This is a genomic window from Mycobacterium sp. PS03-16 (assembly GCF_004570325.1).
Lineage (GTDB): Bacteria > Actinomycetota > Actinomycetes > Mycobacteriales > Mycobacteriaceae > Mycobacterium.
The window spans coordinates 44,097-62,283 of sequence record NZ_SPQO01000005.1 but is presented as its reverse complement, the minus strand read 5'-3'; the positions used below and the strand labels follow the sequence as shown (position 1 = coordinate 62,283).

Annotated in this window: 12 protein-coding genes and 1 pseudogene; 8 read left to right on the top strand and 5 right to left on the bottom strand. The window is 63.8% G+C overall.

What is annotated here, in order from left to right:
- Position 1: 1 nt before the first annotated feature.
- The 6 genes from E4P42_RS05990 (at position 2) to E4P42_RS05965 (ending at position 6,133) form a co-directional block, all read left to right on the top strand.
- Positions 2-1,168 carry a hypothetical protein gene (locus E4P42_RS05990; protein WP_135124045.1) on the top strand — a complete coding sequence of 389 codons (1,167 nt, stop codon included), beginning with the start codon at positions 2-4 and terminating at the stop codon, positions 1,166-1,168.
- Complete coding sequence (locus E4P42_RS05985; protein ID WP_135124043.1) at positions 1,165-2,361, top strand: glycosyltransferase family 4 protein; 1,197 nt, start codon at positions 1,165-1,167, stop codon at positions 2,359-2,361. The genes E4P42_RS05990 and E4P42_RS05985 overlap by 4 nt, the downstream gene beginning before the upstream one ends.
- Entirely contained in the window at positions 2,361-3,284 is a 924-nt protein-coding gene (locus E4P42_RS05980) for a glycosyltransferase (RefSeq protein WP_135124041.1), read from the top strand. The genes E4P42_RS05985 and E4P42_RS05980 overlap by 1 nt, the downstream gene beginning before the upstream one ends.
- Positions 3,281-4,582: a lipopolysaccharide biosynthesis protein gene (locus tag E4P42_RS05975; protein ID WP_135124039.1), complete on the top strand. Its 1,302-nt coding sequence runs from the start codon at positions 3,281-3,283 to the stop codon at positions 4,580-4,582. Before E4P42_RS05980 ends, E4P42_RS05975 begins: the two co-directional genes overlap by 4 nt.
- Positions 4,579-5,382 carry a serine aminopeptidase domain-containing protein gene (locus E4P42_RS05970; protein ID WP_135124037.1) on the top strand — a complete coding sequence of 268 codons (804 nt, stop codon included), beginning with the start codon at positions 4,579-4,581 and terminating at the stop codon, positions 5,380-5,382. Before E4P42_RS05975 ends, E4P42_RS05970 begins: the two co-directional genes overlap by 4 nt.
- Positions 5,383-5,470: 88 nt before the next feature.
- Entirely contained in the window at positions 5,471-6,133 is a 663-nt protein-coding gene (locus E4P42_RS05965; RefSeq protein WP_245233904.1) for a glycoside hydrolase family 16 protein, read from the top strand.
- Positions 6,134-6,289: 156 nt separating this feature from the next.
- Here E4P42_RS05965 and E4P42_RS05960 read toward each other — a convergent pair.
- The 3 genes and pseudogenes from E4P42_RS05960 to E4P42_RS05950 all read right to left on the bottom strand — a co-directional run.
- Positions 6,290-6,921: pseudogene (locus E4P42_RS05960) on the bottom strand (IS21 family transposase); the annotation flags it as partial.
- A gap of 997 nt (positions 6,922-7,918) precedes the next feature.
- Positions 7,919-8,560, bottom strand: coding sequence for a hypothetical protein (locus E4P42_RS27180; protein ID WP_209305706.1), 642 nt, complete (start codon positions 8,558-8,560; stop codon positions 7,919-7,921).
- 201 nt (positions 8,561-8,761) lie between these two features.
- Positions 8,762-9,811, bottom strand: coding sequence for a hypothetical protein (locus E4P42_RS05950; protein ID WP_135124033.1), 1,050 nt, complete (start codon positions 9,809-9,811; stop codon positions 8,762-8,764).
- 206 nt (positions 9,812-10,017) lie between these two features.
- Between E4P42_RS05950 and E4P42_RS05945 the strand changes: the two genes are divergently transcribed.
- Together E4P42_RS05945 and E4P42_RS05940 are read left to right on the top strand one after the other, a co-directional pair.
- Positions 10,018-10,554, top strand: coding sequence for an SET domain-containing protein-lysine N-methyltransferase (locus E4P42_RS05945; protein WP_135124031.1), 537 nt, complete (start codon positions 10,018-10,020; stop codon positions 10,552-10,554).
- A gap of 68 nt (positions 10,555-10,622) precedes the next feature.
- Positions 10,623-15,533: a CapA family protein gene (locus E4P42_RS05940; protein WP_167759374.1), complete on the top strand. Its 4,911-nt coding sequence runs from the start codon at positions 10,623-10,625 to the stop codon at positions 15,531-15,533.
- A gap of 60 nt (positions 15,534-15,593) precedes the next feature.
- On the opposite strand, the gene E4P42_RS05935 is transcribed toward E4P42_RS05940, so the two are convergent.
- Both E4P42_RS05935 and kstD read right to left on the bottom strand, forming a co-directional pair.
- Positions 15,594-16,454, bottom strand: coding sequence for a MaoC/PaaZ C-terminal domain-containing protein (locus tag E4P42_RS05935; protein WP_135124027.1), 861 nt, complete (start codon positions 16,452-16,454; stop codon positions 15,594-15,596).
- The gene (gene kstD / locus E4P42_RS05930; RefSeq protein WP_135124025.1) at positions 16,454-18,160 is read right to left on the bottom strand and encodes a 3-oxosteroid 1-dehydrogenase; all 1,707 of its coding nucleotides are present in this window, start codon (positions 18,158-18,160) and stop codon (positions 16,454-16,456) included. The genes E4P42_RS05935 and kstD overlap by 1 nt, the downstream gene beginning before the upstream one ends.
- Positions 18,161-18,187 lie beyond the last annotated feature (27 nt).

The following is an 18,187-nucleotide window of genomic DNA, read 5'->3' as shown; positions in this document are numbered from 1 at the left end:
CGTGGGAGCACTGATCGGGCCCTTTGTGATGCCGTCGCTGGCCCAGGTCCGCGAAGCGGTAACCACGTTGACGCAGACGTATCCGGATAGTCGCCTCAACTGGTGCCTCGATGCGACCGGACGGCGATGGCAGGCGACCCGAACAGCCGAAGCGATGGTGAGCCAAGCGCCTTCGCGGGACCACATGTCGGTCGGGGAAGCACTCGACGCCATCGTCGCAGACAACTCGCTTGACCCGCCGCTGTCGCTCATCCGGTTCCCGAACTATCTCGGACTCAGAATGTCCCACGGAATTGGCGACGGCCGCGTCTTCAGCACGATCCTCGCTGCGGTCTTGCATACCGCGATGACTTCGGAAGTCCGGCCGTGGCCCTTGCAACCTGGGGGTCGCGCTCCCTTGGCTACCGCGGTCTGCCTGACGTTCGGCCGGCACCCGTCTCTGGTCAGAGCGGCAGTAGCCGACCGCTATGCGAAGGACCGCGGGCAAGCACCTGCGTCGACACTGCCTTGGACGCCATCCCGGCGCACCATCGCCGTGCCGATCAAGCACTCTGATTTCGACGAGATGAACTCCGTCGCGGCCAACGCGGGGCAGGGGTCGAACAGGTTTGCGGCACAGGTGTGTTCGACGCTGACGGCCTTGCGGGCTGTCGGCTTGAATGTGAGCCGCGATGTCAACCTGGTCGTCGACCTGCGTCGGTATCTCGGCTGGCGGTTCATCGACGGGAACTTCCTCGCCGGCGTACCGGTGAGGGTGGGACCGGACATGGCACGGGAACAGGTGGCAGCGACCATAAGGGCGACCGTGCGCTCGGGCCGGCCGCTCGCCACTCAGATGCTCTCCTCCATGCGCAGCGGTGGTGCGAACAGCGCGTCCGTCCGCTCGGTGGACCCGGACGGTGCGATCCGGGTGACCTTCAGCGGCCTTCCCACCCCGGAGTTCAACGATCTGCCGTTCCTGCCGGGCCACAATTCGGTAGTCGCGGGCAGTGTGGAACCCGATGGCCCGCTGGGCCTGACCTTCCTGATGTCGCAGATGGCCCTGTCCACCTGGATCAGTGCGTCCTTTCACGACAATGTCATCGACGCCGCAGCGGTGGAACGAGCACTGCGGCTGGTCGCTTCCGACCCAGCCGGCATCTTGCGTGAGACTGGTCGGGGCTCATGATCCGCGTCCTTGCGGTGACCGATGCTGCTGAGGTGTGCGGCACGGAGCACAGTCTGCTGAATCTGGCCGAGAAGCTGTTGTCGGCCGACGTCGAGATGACGTTAGCCGCCCGTGGCGGCCGTTCGTTGGAGCAGCGGTGGCGTGCTCTCGGTCTGCCATTCCAGGTGGTGGCGCTGCCGAGCCGCCGCGGCTTTCGGCCGTCCACCGGGAAGGGGTACCACGGCATCACAGAGCTGTCGCGCCTGCCGTACCGGACGCTCCTCGCGGTACGCCGAATCATCAGGACAACTTGGGTTGTTCGGCCGGAGATCATTCATTCCAGCTGCCTCATGACGCACTTCGACTGCGCGGCCGCGGGCATGATCACACGCACTCCGTCCGTGCTGGAGCTCCACGATATCGTCGCTCCCGGAGTTGGTCGGCTGATGATGGGGGTGGCGGTGCGGCTGTCCGGAAGGGCGATCGCGGTCAGCTCCGCGGTCAAGAACCAGCTTCCGCGTTGGGCCAGAAGTCGAGTGGTGGTGATTCCGCAAGGCATCGACACCGATCGGTTCGACGTAGATGACGGGCCCGGCCAGTGGCGACGCCAACTCACCTCCGAACCGGACTGCACCCTGGTTGCCGCCATTGGACGCATCGACCCGGAGAAGAATCTACACGTGCTCATTCGCGCGGTGGCGATCGCCCGGGAGGCCGGCGCCAATCTGCACCTCGCGCTGGTCGGTGCGCCGAGCAAGGACAACGGCACCTACCGCGAGGAACTCAAAGCCCTCGGTCAGGAGCTGCTGCCCGGTGCGTTTCGCATGCTGCCCCAGGTTGAGGATGTTCCAGGGGTGCTTCGATCTACCGACGTCCTCGTTTGTCCCTCCGTCGAAGAGCCTTTCGGATTGATCCTGCTGGAAGCGCAGGCGTGCCGGGTGCCTGTTGTGGCGAGCGCGGCCGGCGGACCCCGGGAGTTCATAGCCCATGGCCGGACCGGAATGCTTGTGCTGTCCAATGATCCGCTCGGCTACGCCGACGCCCTTCAACGACTGGTGCACGATCCACGCCTGCGTGAACAGATCGCCCGAGAGGGTCGCGCCCGGGTCAGAACCAGCTATAGCGCAGAGGCTCGAGCACAAAAGGTGATGTCGCTGTACCGACAGATTGGCGCGGGACGCGAGGCGACCGCAATTCGGATGGGAGCCACGTGATGGCGAATTCTGCGCGGACCGAGTCGAATCGGCGAACCAAGGTGTCGATCTGCATTCCGGCGTTCCAAGCCGAGCGCCACCTGCAGACGACGATCGACAGTGTCTTGGCGCAGGACGACGCCGGCCTCGATCTCGAAATCGTGATCGTCGACAACAACAGCTCCGATGGCACTCGACGGATCCTCGAGAAGCTGGACGATGATCGCGTGCGGGTGATCCGGAACGAGACCACTCTGCCGATGGTCGATAACTTCAACCACGCGATCCGGCAAAGCCGCGGCGAGTTCGTGAAGCTGGTGTGCGCAGACGACACACTCGAGCCGGACTGCATTGCGGCACAGTGCGCTGTTCTCGCGGACAATCCCGACGTCGCTTTGGTCGCCGTCCGAACGGATTTCATCGACGACGCCGGGAAGCTGCTGCGACGCGCGCGGGGAGTGGCGCGCATTGCGGGTCGGCATTCGGCACAACGCGTCGTCAAGGAAATAGTGCGCAGCGGAAGCAATCCCATCGGGGCTCCGGTGGTGGCGATGTTCAGGCGTACCGACTTCGACCGGTGTGGTGGCTTTTTCGGAGATCTGCCGTTCGTGATGGAAATGGACCTGTGGACGCGCTTGTTGCGCGGTGGCGACTTCGTCGGCATACCACGGGTGCTTGCCGCGTTCCGCATCACCAGTGGGACGACGACGGCCTTGATGCCGACACGCTCGCAACTCTTCCAACAGATCGAAATCGCACGTCGGTTGTCAGATGATACCCGCTGGCAGATCACCCTGACCGATCGCATCGTCGGTCGGGTCAGGTGCTACGACATGGCGCTGAGGCGCAACCTTCTCTACCTAATCAGCGCAATGCGCGCCTCATGGCGTGGACGGCGCGCCGCCGACGGATGCGCCGCCACAATCGAAGTGGTTCCGCGATGAGCCTGAGTAGACCCGAAACCAAACCGCGGGACCCCGACGCCGAGCACCCCGCGGAGCGGAACCTTCGCCTCAACACCTACGCCCTGATTGTCTCCAATCTGCTCACCGGAGCGCTTGGTCTGGTGTTCTGGATCGCCGCCGCCCGGCTGTTTCCGGCGAGAGAAGTAGGTATTGCCGCCGCACAGATCAACTCCGCGGTGATGTTGTCGTTCTTGTCGATCCTGAGCATCGACGCCATCTACGAACGCTTCCTGCCGGTCGCCGGCACCCACGCGCGATCGCTTCTCAAACGCGGCTTCCTGTTGGTGGCCGCGGTAGCGGCGGTGGCCGGATCCGCGCTGGTGGTGTTCGGCCCGAAGGAATCTCTGTTCGACTCTGGTTGGACGATGGCGAGTTATCCGCTACTCGTAGTGGTGCTTACGGTGTTCGCCTTGCTGGACAAGGCGACCGCCGGTCTCGGGGTGGCGCGCTGGTCGGCTGCGAAGAATGCCGTGCACTCGCTGGCCAAACTGATTGTCATCGTGGCGCTGGCCTGGACCGACGAGGCCGTGACGATCGTGGCGGCCTGGGGTGCGACCGCCGCGGTGGCAGCTGTGTACCTCCTCATCGCTCTCGAGCACCGTTCCCGCTCGAATCCCCAATTCTTGGGGATCCCCTATCTGCCGTCACGACAACAACTCTGGTCATACTTCCAATCGTCGTTCGGGCTGACGGCGTGCTGGGCCATCGGGAATCTTGCCGTTCCTCTGATCGTGCTCACTCAGGTTGGCGCAGAGGCAAATGCGTATTTCGCTGTCGCCTGGGCTATCATCATCGCGCTCTACGTCACCCTGGACCTCATTGTCAGTCCGTACGTGGCAGAGGTCGCTGCCCACCCGGACAAGGTCATGTCGCTGACCTGGCGGATGATTCGCACGTTGACGTTGGTCACGTGCGTCGGCAGCATCAGCCTCGTGGTCGTTGCGCCGGCCATGCTGAATGTCGTGGGTGCGCAGTACCGAGACGAGGGTCAAGGCTTGCTCTATCTGGCTGGCATCTTCCTGCCGCTCGCAGCCGTGACCGCCGTATACGAGGGTTTTGCGCGCCTGCAACGCAGACTGCGGTTGCTGCTGGCCGCGCGCTTCGTGGCCATGCTGGTAATGGTGGGCGGCTCGCTGATCCTCACCCGAGCAGTAGGAGTATCCGGCGTGGGGTGGGCGTGCCTGGCAGCGGAGTCGGTGGCGGCCACCGCCTTGCTGGGTCCTGCTGTGCTGTGGATTCGCCGCGCGCAATCGGGTAAGGCGTTGGTACAGCGATGAAGTCCCAGTCGCCCGAAACGGCGGTCGTGCGCAGGTCGATTGCGGCGCTTGTGGTGTCCGTCGCCACGGTGGTGGCGTCGTGTGCACCGCAGCCCCCCCCAGAACTCGACTACATGCGGGTCTCGATTGATGGCCAGCCCACGCTCGGGATTGTCAAGAGGGATGTGGAGGCCAGGGGCGTGGTCGTTTTCTTCCATGGCCTAGACCACCAGGAGTACTCCCTCATCGAGGACGAGCCGCATCAGGAGCTGACCGAAACCCTTGTCAACGCGGGTTTCGCGGTGGTCGCAAGCAAGGCCGGCGGCAACGCGTACGGGAACTCTGCCTCGCAACGAAACTACCGTGAACTGGCCAAGGAGGCCGTGGAGCACTACCGCGTCGCGAATGTGTTCCTCCTCGCCGAGTCGATGGGCGCAATCGCGGCGGCTAACCTGCTGGCATCGGGCGACCCGCCGCAGATGCTGGGGCTTGCCGCAATCAGCCCCGTCCTGAATCTTGCCCACCCACCTGCCGAACACCGGGAGGCTATCGCCCTGAGTTTTCCTGACAAGTCTATCGAGTCAGTTGATCCAATCGGCCTGCCGACAGACAACTTTCAAAGCAAGAAGATTCGGATATATGCGTCACCGGAGGATCCGCTGGTCTCGCGCGACGCCAACGCGCTTGCCTTCCAAGCTCGCTTTGGCCAAGTTGCCGACATCTCGATGGTGTCCTGCACCGGCCCGCACGGGGATCCATCGTGTGTCCAGGCCGACGACCTCGTGAAATGGTTCACCCAATTGGAGTCCGATGCCGAATAGTGAAGAGTGCAGAAAGGCGTTAAGCCGTGGCTTGGTCGCCGCGCTGCTGGCTTGCATTGCCGCCGTCCAGGGCTGCGCAGGCCCGGCCATGACCGCCCAGGCCGAACCCGACGGCTGCGGACTGACCGCTGCCGCATCGAACGGTTGGGGTCCGCCGAACATGACGTCGGACTTCAGTGATTCGACACCTAGTGGCTGGAATGTGTATAGCGGTCCGGGGCATAACGGAAACGGCCGACGCACGCCTGCGGCGGTCTCGACCTCAGGCGGCATCCTGACCATCTCCGCCGACGGGGCAGGCAATTCGGGTGGCATGGGCTGGCAATCCGGCCAGCTCCACGGGCGGTGGGAGGTCTGCGCGCGCTCGACGGCAGGCGCCGCGACGTATCATCCGGTGCTGCTGTTGTGGCCCGATGCCGAAGACTTCCCGGTGGGCGGCGAGATCGACTTCATGGAGATCACCGACCCCGCCCGCCAGTTCGTCGAAGGCTGGTTGCATTACGGCCCCGATGATCGGCGCGAGGGCAGCGTCGTCGCCATCGACGCCACCCAGTGGCACAGCTGGGCGGTCGAGTGGACACCTGAGGCAATTGTCTACTTCGTCGACGGTCGGCCGTGGTGGCGCACGACGAACACCGCGCACTTCCCACCCCGTCCGATGCATCTCTGCATTCAGCTGGACAACTTCGGCGGTGACAGCAGCCAAGGAGGGCAGTTGATGGTCGACTGGGCGCGGCAGTACCCGGCCTGATTCGCCGGGTCGCCCCCGGGAGGCTCGCCCCGGGGCTTGTCGGTTCCGGTTTACTCCTGAGCAGCCTGCTCCGGTTGAAAAGTGAGCAGTATTACAGGGTTGAGTTTGCCTGACGATCGACTTCCACGGAGGGCAGTGTGTCGATCGCAGTGTGTTCTGAATCAACCGAGTGGCCAGCACCCCGCGGAACCCCGACACATCCTCGGCCAGACGCCCACGCTGTCCGATACCGGAGTCGTTGTCCACAATAGTGATCGAGGCACCGCGCAGATATCTTGAAGCAGCTGCCACATCCCTGCCAGCAGACCGCCGGTCATCCGCGACGGGATCACATCGCCGCGATGAACCGCGAATAGGCAGCCACCATCACCAGCACCGGAAACGACCGCAGGACTCCGGCTGATCGGGCACCAGCGCACCGGGTAACCAGAGGTCGCACTGCACCTGCTCGCCGGCCAGTTGTACCAGCCGGTCACACGGATCGGCCGGGCGTACTCCCTGCGGATCCGCGCGACGTTCTCGGCGAACCAGGAATGCCCGCCAGTCCAACCGACCCGCTGCGCGAGCACCTGGCCGGCTTTGTCGGGAACCGCCCCAGCAGCACCCGCACCGCCATCTCGACCCGCGCCCACGCCCACGTCGTCGACGGTGCGCGTTCATAGCGTGGTGGCGCCTCGGCGTTGATCGCCTTCGCCACGGTGTTGCGCGACAGCGACGATCTCCGCGCGATCGCAGCCTGACAGGTTCTCCGACCGATGCAGCCGGCGACTCTCCGCCCAATCCTCCACAGTGATCACTCTCCAATCACGAGGGTGCTCACTTTTCGACCGTATTGTCGCGAAGGGCACCGCGACGGTCACGAGACAGAGTCCCCTCGTGCTGCCACACCGTCACACCGGTAGGTGTCGGTGCGCCCGGGAAAACATCGCCGAACCCGGTAAGCGACTGACAGGCGTCCGCGTACGACCAAGCGTGATTTGCGCCGAGGAAGCGCTGCACGCTCATCGCGCGGCGAAGATCAATACGCGCGCGGTTACCCTTGCTGTCTCGACCGCCAGAGTCGGCGAGCTTCAGCGATGGTGCCGCGTTCATCGTGACGCAAACACGCCGTACTCCGCGATCGGGTCGCCTTCACCGGGTTTGCATCGCCAAGTCCTTTAGGAAGGAAATATCCAGTTCAGCGGCGCATTTTTGCGCTCCCTGGGTCGGAAGGCGGAGGAGCCGATCACACGGCCCGCCTATGATCAGGCGTTATGGAGCCTTCGACGGTATGGCAACGTCCACTACCGTATGGGCGCAAAATTTGACCTAGGAAACATTCGCTGAAACTACTAACCGGTTCTATTGTAGGCGCGCCAGCAAACTACTAACATCCCGTCTATTCGTTCAGCACCGGAGCAGCGGACACACGGCGATGCCGATGCCGGACCACAGATTGGCAATCGTGGGGAGGACGGTCCGATGAGCAAGCACCGGAAGCAGGACGACAACACCAACGGCATCAACAAGCGGCTCGCCGCCGCTTTGGCTGCGAGCGGGCTCTACGTCGCCGGCAGTTTCATGGGTCCGATCGGCTCTTTGGAAGCAGCACGTACGGCCACTCACGGGGACAACGCTGGCGGTGTCGTCCTGACCGGCCGCGAGGGCAGTTCTCTGCCTGCGGCCTATCGATCGGAGCACCCGGCATCGGAACAGACTCCGCTTCCGTTCCTGTGGTATCTGCAGTCGCGCGACGGAAGCCCGCGCGCAGTCAACGACGTTCAGGGAGGCGGCCTCAATGGTGCGTCACTGAGTGGTGACCACGATGCGGAGCTGCGTGGCGCCCTGGTGCGCCTGAGCCTTGCCCCTTCGTCGGGTGGTTTCCATTTGGCGAGCCGCGCGGGCGTGGACTTCGCTGAGGCGGAGCATTCTGTCCACGGGATCTTCCGCGCCGTCTTCAACCACATCCATTCCGTGATCAGGGATTTCATCGAGTTCATACATCGGCTCTTCGCGATCCACCATGGCGATGACGACGATGACGACGATGACGACGATGACGATGACGATGACGATGATGACGATGACGATGACGATGACGATGACGATGACGATGACGATGACGACGATGACGATGACGATGATGATGACGATGACGATGACGATGACGATGACGATGACGATGATGATGACGACGATGACGATGACGATGATGATGACGATGATGATGACGATGATGATGACGATGATGATGACGATGATGATGACGATGACGATGATGATGACGACGATGACGATGATGACGATGACGATGACGACGATGACGATGACGACGATGATGACGACGATGACGATGACGATGACGATGACGATGACGACGATGACGATGACGATGACGATGATGACGACTTGGAAGCGGCCGACGCGCAGGACGATTCGAGCGAACAAGGTATCTAGGGGATCCGAGGTGGGATCACCGTTGCCGCTGGCAGGAGGGCGCTGCGTCGCATAAAGCGCTTATCGGAGCCTCGGATCCGCCTACGTGGTTGTCGTCTGATCGATCCGTGGAGATTGGGAGATAGTCGCTACAAGAAAGGAATCAGCCGTCCCACGCGGGATTCGAGCTTCGGCGCGAAGATGGTGTGGCCGTTAATGCCCGAGCTCGAACCAGCCCAGGAAGCTCGCTGCGTTGTGTTGGATGTAGTCGATCTGGACCTTGTCTGATCCATCTCCCTTTCTGAATTGGCCCTCGCCGTAGTATTTCATCTGAAGTGCGAGGTTCTCCGCGGCGATTGCCTCAGCGGTGTCGGCTGCACTGCGCGGAAGGTGTGCGTTCAGGTAGTTGTCCTGTTGGTATGTCCGGAGAATCTCGACGAGCGCCTCGGTCCGGCACGCTATCGGCGTAGACTCTCGACGCTCCCGATAGCTTGGATCCGACGCAATGCTCTCGATGAGTCGTTCGAGGTACAGCGCCACCTTACTCTCGTTGCTGTAGCCGGATCTCAATGCGGCGCAGGCGGTATATGCCATCCAGTGACTCTGCTCGGTCAACCCGTACCCCCGGTCGAGCAGTTTCCCCAAGGCGATCCTGACACCGAGGACCTGCCGTGTCGACTGCATGAGGGCGAGCATCGCCTCGCCCGTGTAGTACTCGCTCCTAAAAGGGAGGACCTCGCCGGTGCTGAGAACACGCTTGTGGACGAAGTCATCGCCCCTGAGTTGGGAGACGATGTAGTTATCCAGCTGAATGCAGTGCTGCTCGACGCCATCAGGGAAGTGGGCGGCCAGCGCCTCTCCGTCGACTTGGTGGAGTCGGCCGAACTCACGGAACATCAACGTCGCTAGCGCAACGCCTCCCAGCTTCACCACGCCACGCGACGTGATGCAGAGAGCCGGAGTGGTCTGCGGGATCCAACTCGGTGTCGCAGTCTTACCTCGGATATACCCCACAGCCGCCCCAAGACGTCGCTCCTGCCGCGCCGTGAGGTGGATATCAAGGCTTCGGATCGCTCTGCACATGAACCACACCGTGCCGCAGTGCCGGAGAAGGTTGTAACCCCCGTGGACCACGCTCGGCTGCTGATACTGATGCGCATAGACGAATTTCCCGCGGGACTTGAGCTGTGAAAACAGGTGATCAACGCACGCCGTGGCGATTTCCTCGGCGACCGACCGCTCGACCTGGCCCAGTGGCCGCATTGACGCCCCCTCCCGCCGGCTGCAGCGTCGATTCACAATAACGAACGATCCCCCGGCGACACCTGAATGAGCGTTGCCGTCTCGATCTCGCGGCACAGCCGAGACGCGCGCCCAAAAGCAATCCGTCGGCTGAATGTCTGACGCAGACGTCCGCCTCCGAGTAGTTTGCTCAATGGAGGGACAGACAAGTTTCGCTGTCAAACATCGTGGATCTGGGGGATCCGATGGAGGACGTTCGTGAACCGAGCTCCGCTGCCCGTTGTGCCGTAGGCGCTGAGGACGGCTTCGGCGGATACAAGCTGGTGGCGACCATGGCGGTTCCACCTGGAACCCCGCTGATCGATATCGCCGGCGATATCACGGCAACGCCGACGCGGTATTCGGTCCAGGTGGGCACGAGTGCGCACATAGACGCCGAAGGTCAACCGAACTCGGACGATCTGTTCGGTCGCTACGCGTGGCGCTTCACCAACCACAGCTGCGAGCCCAATGCGGTTATCCGGGATCGCAGGTTGGTCGCGATGACCCGAATTGAGCCGTGGCAAGAGATCACCTTCAACTACAACACCACTGAGTACGACATGGCCGAGCCGTTCGAATGTCGCTGCGCGAGCACAAGTTGTGTGGGAGCCGTCAGTGGCTTCCGTTACCTGTCGACCGAGGATCGGCAACTGTTGCTGCCATTGCTCGCGCAGCATCTTGTGCCTCTCCTGGCCGACAACACTCACGTACGTCTGAGATGACCGTGGTGCAGGAGAAGATGGAACCGGAACCGCCCCGGCAGGGCTCCGCAGCGTCGAGCGTAGGACCAATGACCGACTCCCGATGCGCCCCGCTCACACGCGCCGACCTGGACGTCGGAATCAATCTGGGCGGGCGTTACCTCCTCGGAGCTCAACGCCCGGCAGGGCGGTTCGTCTACGAGGTCGATTGGATGACCGGCAGAGAGACCGACGATGACAACGTCGTGCGACAAGCTGGTGCCACCTGGGGGATGGCGCTGCTGTATCGCGATGTAGGTGAACCGGCGTATCAGGCAGCGCTCGACCTCTCGCTCGCACGGTGGGAGGAGACCGCCCGGGTTGAGGGCGGAAGGCGTTGGCAGCCACAGCCGGGCGCCCGCCGGGGCAAACTCGGGGCTTCGGCCCTGGTCGGTCTGTCGCTCCTCGAGAGGCTCGCCGTCTCCGACGGGCCGGCGGAGCAGGAGAGAGTCAGAGCCTCGCTGGATGCCATTTGCGAGTTCGTGTCCGCGGCCCGTCTGCCGGACGGTGGATTCAGCGGAACCTACGATTCGTCGAGCGGTACCCACGGGAAAGACGCCGACCCCTATTCGAGTGGTGAGGCTCTACTACTGCTTACCCGTTCAGCGCTCGAGCTCGGTCTGCACGACCGTATTTCCCGGGCGCTCGAGTGGGCGGAAGAGGACTACGAGATCTTCGTCAGGGAACCACTCACACGGGAGCCGGACCCCGACGTGACCAAAGGGTACTACCAGTGGGGCTCATTGATTTGGTTCGCATTCGCTGATTGCGGTCAGTGCGAGACTATTTGGGGTCGCCGGCTGATCGAGCAAGCGCTGTGGATGGTCGACGTCCACCGGACGCTGGAACGTACACGCAATACCGGCTACGCCTATGAAGGCATCGTTCCGGCTTGGGAATGGGCACGACGAATCGGAGATGACGAAACTGCTCGAAAACTCGCATGCGTGATACACCGCGGACTTCGCAAACTGTGCTCGTGGCAACTCGGTCATCCGCTCGCGCCCGCGGCACTGCGGTCCGCCCCCGCGCGCTTCCATGGCGCGGTTCAGAACCACAGGAAGGAGTCGGCGCTCCGGGTCGACGTGACGCAACACCAGTTGCACGCGCTGATCCTCGCCCGGCGGTATGGCGTCGAGGCTGCCGGACATCGCTGTGCCGGCGGCACAATCGAGCCGGCGGTGACGATGAGCGCAGGTTCGCCGACGGCGGATGCCAGGGCGCAGGTGGAGACCACTGCGCCGCCATGGACGGTGAAGGAACTCGCCGAAGTCACCGGTGGTACGTGGGAGGTCATGCCTGACGAGGGTTGGTCGATGTCGGCTCTGGCGTTCGAGCGGTCACGGGTGCAGCGGCATGCGCTTGTGATCCCGAGGTGTCGCAGTTTCCGGTACGGAGTCAATCTCAAAACCGTATGCGCCATAACCGGGATCGATCATGCTGTGCTTACCGACGGGAGTGCCGCCGGCATCCCGGATGACATACCGCGCCTCAAGGTCCCGTCTGTTCGAAACGCTGTGGCCGCCATGGCCCTCGCCGCCAGAGCTCGATACCACGGCCGTCTCGTGGCTGTCACCGGCAGCGCCGGTAAGACCGGCACCTGCGACATGATCGGGAATCTCCTCGCTGAATTCGGAGTTCCCAAGCGACCGACGAGGAATTTCAACATCGTGGACGGCATCAACGGCGAGGTGGCGAACCTGGCCGGCGAGCCAGTCGCGGTGCTAGAGGTGGCGGCGAGCTACCTGAGCCGGCGAAACGGCCGCAAGCTGCCGCGCAACGTTCTACGGCCCGATGTTGCGCTAATCACCAGTATTGGCGAGGCGCACATGGAGTACTTCGGATCCTCGCGAGGTATCGCCGAAGTGAAGAGCAACCTCTTCGACTTGATGTCTCACGGCACGGCGGTGATCCCGCGGGATGCAGATACCTTCGACTACATGGCGCGCCGCGCCTCGCAGGCCGGCGCAGTACCGGTTTCCTTCGGTACGAGCGCCGACGCCGATTCACGGCTGTTGTCATATTCCGCAGCAGACGGGATCGTTGAGGCGAGCATCCTGGGAGAGCTGATTCGCTACAAACTCGGACCGTGCGGTCAACATTTGGCCCTCAACAGTGTTGCCGCACTCACTGTCGTCGCCGTCCTGGGCTTGAATTGGCGTTACGCGGCAGCGGCCCTCGCCACCACCGAAGAGGTGGTAGGTCGCGGTGGCAGGTTCGTCGCCGAAATCGGGAGCCGCACGGTCACGATCATCGACGACTCGTACAACGCGAATCCGGCATCGGTCCGTGCGGCATTGAGCACCCTGCCACAACGCCCGGTACCCGACGGAGGGCGGCGCATCGCGGTTCTGGCCGACATGCTGGAGTTGGGTCCCGACAGTGATGACTTGCACATCGGTCTTGCAGAATCAGTCCGACGGTCAGGAGCTGACAGCGTATACCTTGTGGGTCCCCACATGCGCGCATTGTGGGATGTCCTGCCCCCTGGCGTGCGCGGCGCGCATAGCGCCAAGGCGGCCGACCTGTGGGCCATTCTCGAGCCGGCCCTCGCTGACGGCGACGTCGTCCTCTTCAAAGGCTCACACGGTACGGACCTCCACAAAGTCGTCGCCAAGCTCAAGAAGGAGGGGCAGTCGCCCACCGAGCCCGCTCCAGCTCGCCCACGGGCTTCCCGGGCCGATGCCGCTCAACGTGCTGACCGCAGATCTCCACTTTCCGTGCGCCAGATCCGGCCACTTCCGGGTGAGGCGTCGTCGCTCGTCAGCCTGGTGTTCGTCGGCGACATGAGCTTGGGTGACCACTATCTCTCCGACCCACGGCTGACCAACCAGCTTCGTCGACTGGAGGCGGACCCGTGGAGCTTCGCTGAGCTGGTGGCTCCCTTGGTCCAGGACAAATCGTTGCTGGTAGCGAATCTCGAGACTGTGCTCAGTGAGCGACCACCCGATCCGTTCGGTGGGAGGAAGGGATACCAGGGCTGGGATCAGCCTCAACGCACCATATCGGTCCTGCAGTTGCTCGGCGTGGACGTTGTATCTCTCGCCAACAATCACGCAATGGATTACGGAGCCAAGCCGTTGCTCGAGACCATCGCCCAACTCGGTGGCGCGGGAATCAGCGTTCTCGGTGCGGGTCCGAATTCCGCCACCGCGGCGGAACCGTTGACTCTGCCCGCGCCCTTCGGCAATCTGCATGTGTTCGCGGGATTCGAGTTCCGATCGAGCTACGCCCGTAAGTGGGCGTTCTATGCCTCCGAAGAACGCGCGGGGGTGAACCCACTGTCAGACGGCCGGGCGTCATCCCTTATGCAGGCTGTCGCCAAAATTCGTGCAGAGGATCCCAATTCGGTGATCGTTGTGTTCCCGCACTGGAGTGGGCCTTCGAATTACCAGTGGGCCACCGACGGGATGGTGAACTTCAATCGGGAGCTGTGGTCTGCGGGAGCGGATCTCGTGATCGGCCACGGAGCGCACCGGATGCAAGAAGTCGTTTCCGGCTCAGATGGAACGACTGTTTTCTCCCTGGGCAACTTCATCTTCAATTCGCTGGGCCGGTATCGCAAGTTCAACGCACCACCGTTCAGCCTGGTAGCCCGAGTGGACATTGAGCAACGGGGGGAAGGACTCACTGGGTCTCTTCGCCTTTACCCCCTTGTCTCGGACAACCGAGCCACTGGCTTCCGTCCGCGGCCGATTCTGGAATCGGAGGCGGCTGGCGTGTACGACATCATGGAATGCCATAGCGGCGGCACCTTTCGCGACGACTTCGTCCTCGGACATGACGGACGAGGATGGCATCTGACGTGCACCACCGACATCAGTTCCAGGTTGGGTGCGCCACGACCCAGCGACAGTGCGGTGATGTCCGGGCGGGCCGGTGAGCGAAGTCCGGCTTCCATCCGTGCTGCGGACAATGTCGCGCAGGTTCTCGCGGCACGCGACGCGTACGACGCTGAACTCGGCGGCAGACTGCTGAAGACGCTCACGCGGAAATCCATTGAGACTGGTGGCATTGACCGCCTCGAAGAAATCAGGGCGCTCCTCGACCTCGCTGAGCCCAGGCACCTAACGCATTACATGGTCAGGGTCATGGAGAGTCACAGCCTGCCCGTGCGGGCTGGGCTATCCTTCGCCGGGAAACTCATCGAGCAGTCTGAGGCGCGCAAACTGGGAGTCCGGCAAGCCGCCTGGGCGTTGGACAGTAAGAGCGCGGCATACATATTCGTCGATTCCCTGGGCATCCGACGGCCGCGGTCTTCCGATCCTGTTCCCCTCAACCGCCTGCGACCAAAAGTCCCCTGCTGTGTGAAGCCGATCTCCGGCACCGGTGGCCACGGGGTATTCCTGGTGTACGCCGAAGACCATATCTATCACGTCCGGGACGGTAAGACGCTGTCCTCCTGGGAGGAGATGATTGCACATGCCGGCACCATGTCCTACGGCGGTCGTCGGGCGCGCGACAAGAAGTGGATCACGGAGGAATTGGTACTCGAGGACGCCACCGCCATGCGTCCTGCCCGCAACCTGAAGTTCTACACCTTCTATGGTGAGGTGCTCTTCGTTCTCGAGGTGCGGCGCTCTCCCGGTATCGAAGCCTGCTACTGGTCACGGGATGGCGACCCCCTCAGCGTCGCCTGGGATGAGCATCGGTTCGACGGCGACGGTGTCACGAACGAGCAGGTGGCACTGGTCGAGCAGCTCAGCCGAGAGATCCCCGCACCGTTCATGCGTATCGACATGTTGCGCGGTGAAGACGATCTCGTCTTCGGTGAGTTCACCCCGAGGGATGGAAAGTTCCACACCTACTCCACGATGTGGGATCGACGGATGGGGGAGGCGTGGGCAAGAGCTGAAGCGCGGTTGATCGGTGACGTGATTGCAGGCAAGCGGTTCGACGCATTCGCCGAGGTGTGGACCGGTCGGCACAGGGGCGATACGCGCACTGCCAGCGACGGTTGACCCAAGCTCCGGGGCGACTCCAAACCCTCATCCCGCCGAAACCCCGCTGTGACCCGTCCCCTACGCCGGCACCAATTCCACACCCGACAACGCCACCGCATCGTCGCGCGCAGGCACCGTGACGGTCGCGACGTAGCGCCCCTCGTGCTGCCAGATGTTCGCGCGCAGCGTCTCGCCGGGAAACACCACACCGGCGAACCGGGCGCCGTAGGACTTCACCCGCGCCACGTCACCGTCGAGCAACGTGTCGACGATCGCCTTGCACGCGACGCCGTAGGTGCACAGCCCGTGCAGGATCGGGCGCGGAAAGCCTGCTGCCGCGGCGAATTGAGGGTCCGAGTGCAGCGGGTTGCGGTCACCGCAGAGCCGGTACAGCAGCGCCTGCTGCGGCAGGATCGCAAGGTCGACCTGGGTGTCGGGGGTGCGTTGCGGCGGTTCGGTCGACGACGACGGCCCGCGCTCACCACCGAAGCCGCCCTCACCACGGGCGAAGATCGACCGCTTCTGCGTCCACAGCGGGGTGCCCGACGCGTCGGTCACCGTCGTCTCCGACCAGATCACCGCGGCCTTGCCCTTATCCCAGATGTCGGTGACCCGGGTGACCGCGGTGCCGGTGCCCGACGGCGGGATGGGGCCCGGAACCGTCACCGCCTCGCTGCCGTGCAGCACCTTGGCCAGTTCGATCTCGATGCCGGGGAACTGAACCGACGGCGGTTCGGTCATGTGGAAGCTGGCCGCCACGCTGCCGAACGTCGGCAGCACCTGCGGGGTGTTGTCGACCAGGTACCGCAGCTCCCGCGCGTCCATCGGGTCCACCCCCGCGCCGAGCGCAAGGTGGTAGAGCTGCACATCGCTGCTGCTCCAAGAGAATTCGACCGGAGGCAGTTCGGCGCCCAGCGCCTCGTCCAGGTTGATCGGCATCAGTTCACCGTGCCCGATGCCGCCGTTCCGGCGGAAGCCAGGTGCAGCGCCGCCAGATAGCCGAACGTCATCGCGGGCCCGATCGTGCCGCCGGGGCCCGGATACGTGTGGCCCATCACCGGCGCACTGACGTTGCCCGCCGCGTAGAGACCCTCGATCACCGACCCGTCGTCGCGCAGCGCCCGGCCGTGCACGTCGGTGCGCACACCGCCCTTGGTGCCCAGGTCTCCCGGCACCATCTTGGCGGCGTAGAACGGGCCGTGGCTGATCTCGCCGAGGTTCGGGTTCGGCTTGTTGGTCGGGTCGCCGTAGTACCGGTCGTACGCGCTCTCGCCGCGGTGGAAGTCCCCGTCGACCCCGGAGCGGGCGAAGCCGTTGAACCGGTCCACCGTGGCGGCCAGCGCCTCGGCCGGCAGCCCCGCCTTCGCCGCCAGCTCGGCCAGCGTGTCGGCCTTGACGATGACGCCCGACTCCAGCCACTTGTTCGGAATGCGCTGACCCGGTTGCAATCCGGCGAAGATGTAGCGATCGCGGTACTGCTGATCGAAGACCAGCCAGGCCGGGATGTTCTCGCCGGGCCCGGCGCCCTGGCCGTACTGGCCCCCGTACATGTGATGACATGCCTCGACATACGGCATCGACTCGTTCATGAACCGCTTGCCGTTCATGTTCACGATGATCGACCCGGGAGAGTTGCGTTCGGACAACGCGAACCACGGCGCACCGACCAGCGGCACCGTCGGGCCCCACCACGCGTCCTCCATGACATCGAGCGCCGCGCCGAGCTTCTCGGCCGCGAGGATCCCGTCGCCGGTGTTGGCCTTCGCGCCGACCGTCCACTCGGTGGTGATCGGGGCGCGCTGGTACTTCACCCGCATCTGCTCGTTGTGCTCGAACCCACCCGAACCCAGGATCACGCCGCGGCGCGCCCGGATCAACCGTGGCTCGGCGCTTTCCGGCGCGTTCATGTCCCGGACATAGATGCCGCGCACCACCCCGTCCTCGACGTACAGGTCGGTGAGCGCGGTGTTGAGCAGCACCGGCACACCGGCCTGGCGCAGGCCGATGCGCAGCGGGGCGATCAGCGCGCGGCCCATCCCGACGAGGTTCTTGCCGGTGGCCTTGGCCCACATGGTGCGGGCGCCGACCTTGACGCTGCGCAGCACTCCGCGCGGATGCCGCTTGAGCATGTTGAGCCGCACGTAATCCTGCTGCATCACCACGACGTTGAGCGGCACCTTGCCGTACGGCGGTTCCAGGCCGGCCATGTCCTCGCCGAGCTTCTTGGCGTCGAACGGCTTGGGTTCCACCGATCGGCCCGTCGGCTTGCCGCCGGGCGTCTCCGGGTAGTAGTCGGAGTACCCGGGCACCCAGCACAGCTTCAGCGGCGAGTGCTTGAGCACGAACGACAGCATCTCGGGCCCGCGGTCGAGGTAGGTGTCGATGCGCTCCGGTTCGACAACGTCGCCGATGATCGCGTGCAGGTACTGCCGGGCGGCCTCCGGCGTGTCCTTGACCCCGTCGCGCTCGAGGATCTCGTTGTTCGGGATCCACACGCCGCCGCCTGACCGCGCAGTGGAACCACCATAGTGCGGAGCCTTTTCGACGACTATCGTCGAGAGGCCCTGGTGAGCTGCGGTGAGGGCGGCGACCATGCCGGCGGCTCCGCTGCCCACCACGATGACGTCGTACTCCTGTCCGGTCATGTAGAACACGTTATAGAATTGCGCGGC

Excerpts from the sequence above, each read along its gene's own strand:
- kstD (WP_135124025.1), bottom strand. The coding sequence starts at position 18,160 with ATGACCGGACAGGAGTACGACGTCATCGTGGTGGGCAGCGGAGCCGCC.
- E4P42_RS05980 (WP_135124041.1), top strand. The coding sequence starts at position 2,361 with ATGGCGAATTCTGCGCGGACCGAGTCGAATCGGCGAACCAAGGTGTCG.
- E4P42_RS05950 (WP_135124033.1), bottom strand. The coding sequence starts at position 9,811 with ATGCGGCCACTGGGCCAGGTCGAGCGGTCGGTCGCCGAGGAAATCGCC.
- E4P42_RS05935 (WP_135124027.1), bottom strand. The coding sequence starts at position 16,454 with ATGCCGATCAACCTGGACGAGGCGCTGGGCGCCGAACTGCCTCCGGTC.
- E4P42_RS05965 (WP_245233904.1), top strand. The coding sequence starts at position 5,471 with ATGACCGCCCAGGCCGAACCCGACGGCTGCGGACTGACCGCTGCCGCA.
- E4P42_RS05985 (WP_135124043.1), top strand. The coding sequence starts at position 1,165 with ATGATCCGCGTCCTTGCGGTGACCGATGCTGCTGAGGTGTGCGGCACG.
- E4P42_RS05970 (WP_135124037.1), top strand. The coding sequence starts at position 4,579 with ATGAAGTCCCAGTCGCCCGAAACGGCGGTCGTGCGCAGGTCGATTGCG.
- E4P42_RS05940 (WP_167759374.1), top strand. The coding sequence starts at position 10,623 with ATGACCGACTCCCGATGCGCCCCGCTCACACGCGCCGACCTGGACGTC.
- E4P42_RS05975 (WP_135124039.1), top strand. The coding sequence starts at position 3,281 with ATGAGCCTGAGTAGACCCGAAACCAAACCGCGGGACCCCGACGCCGAG.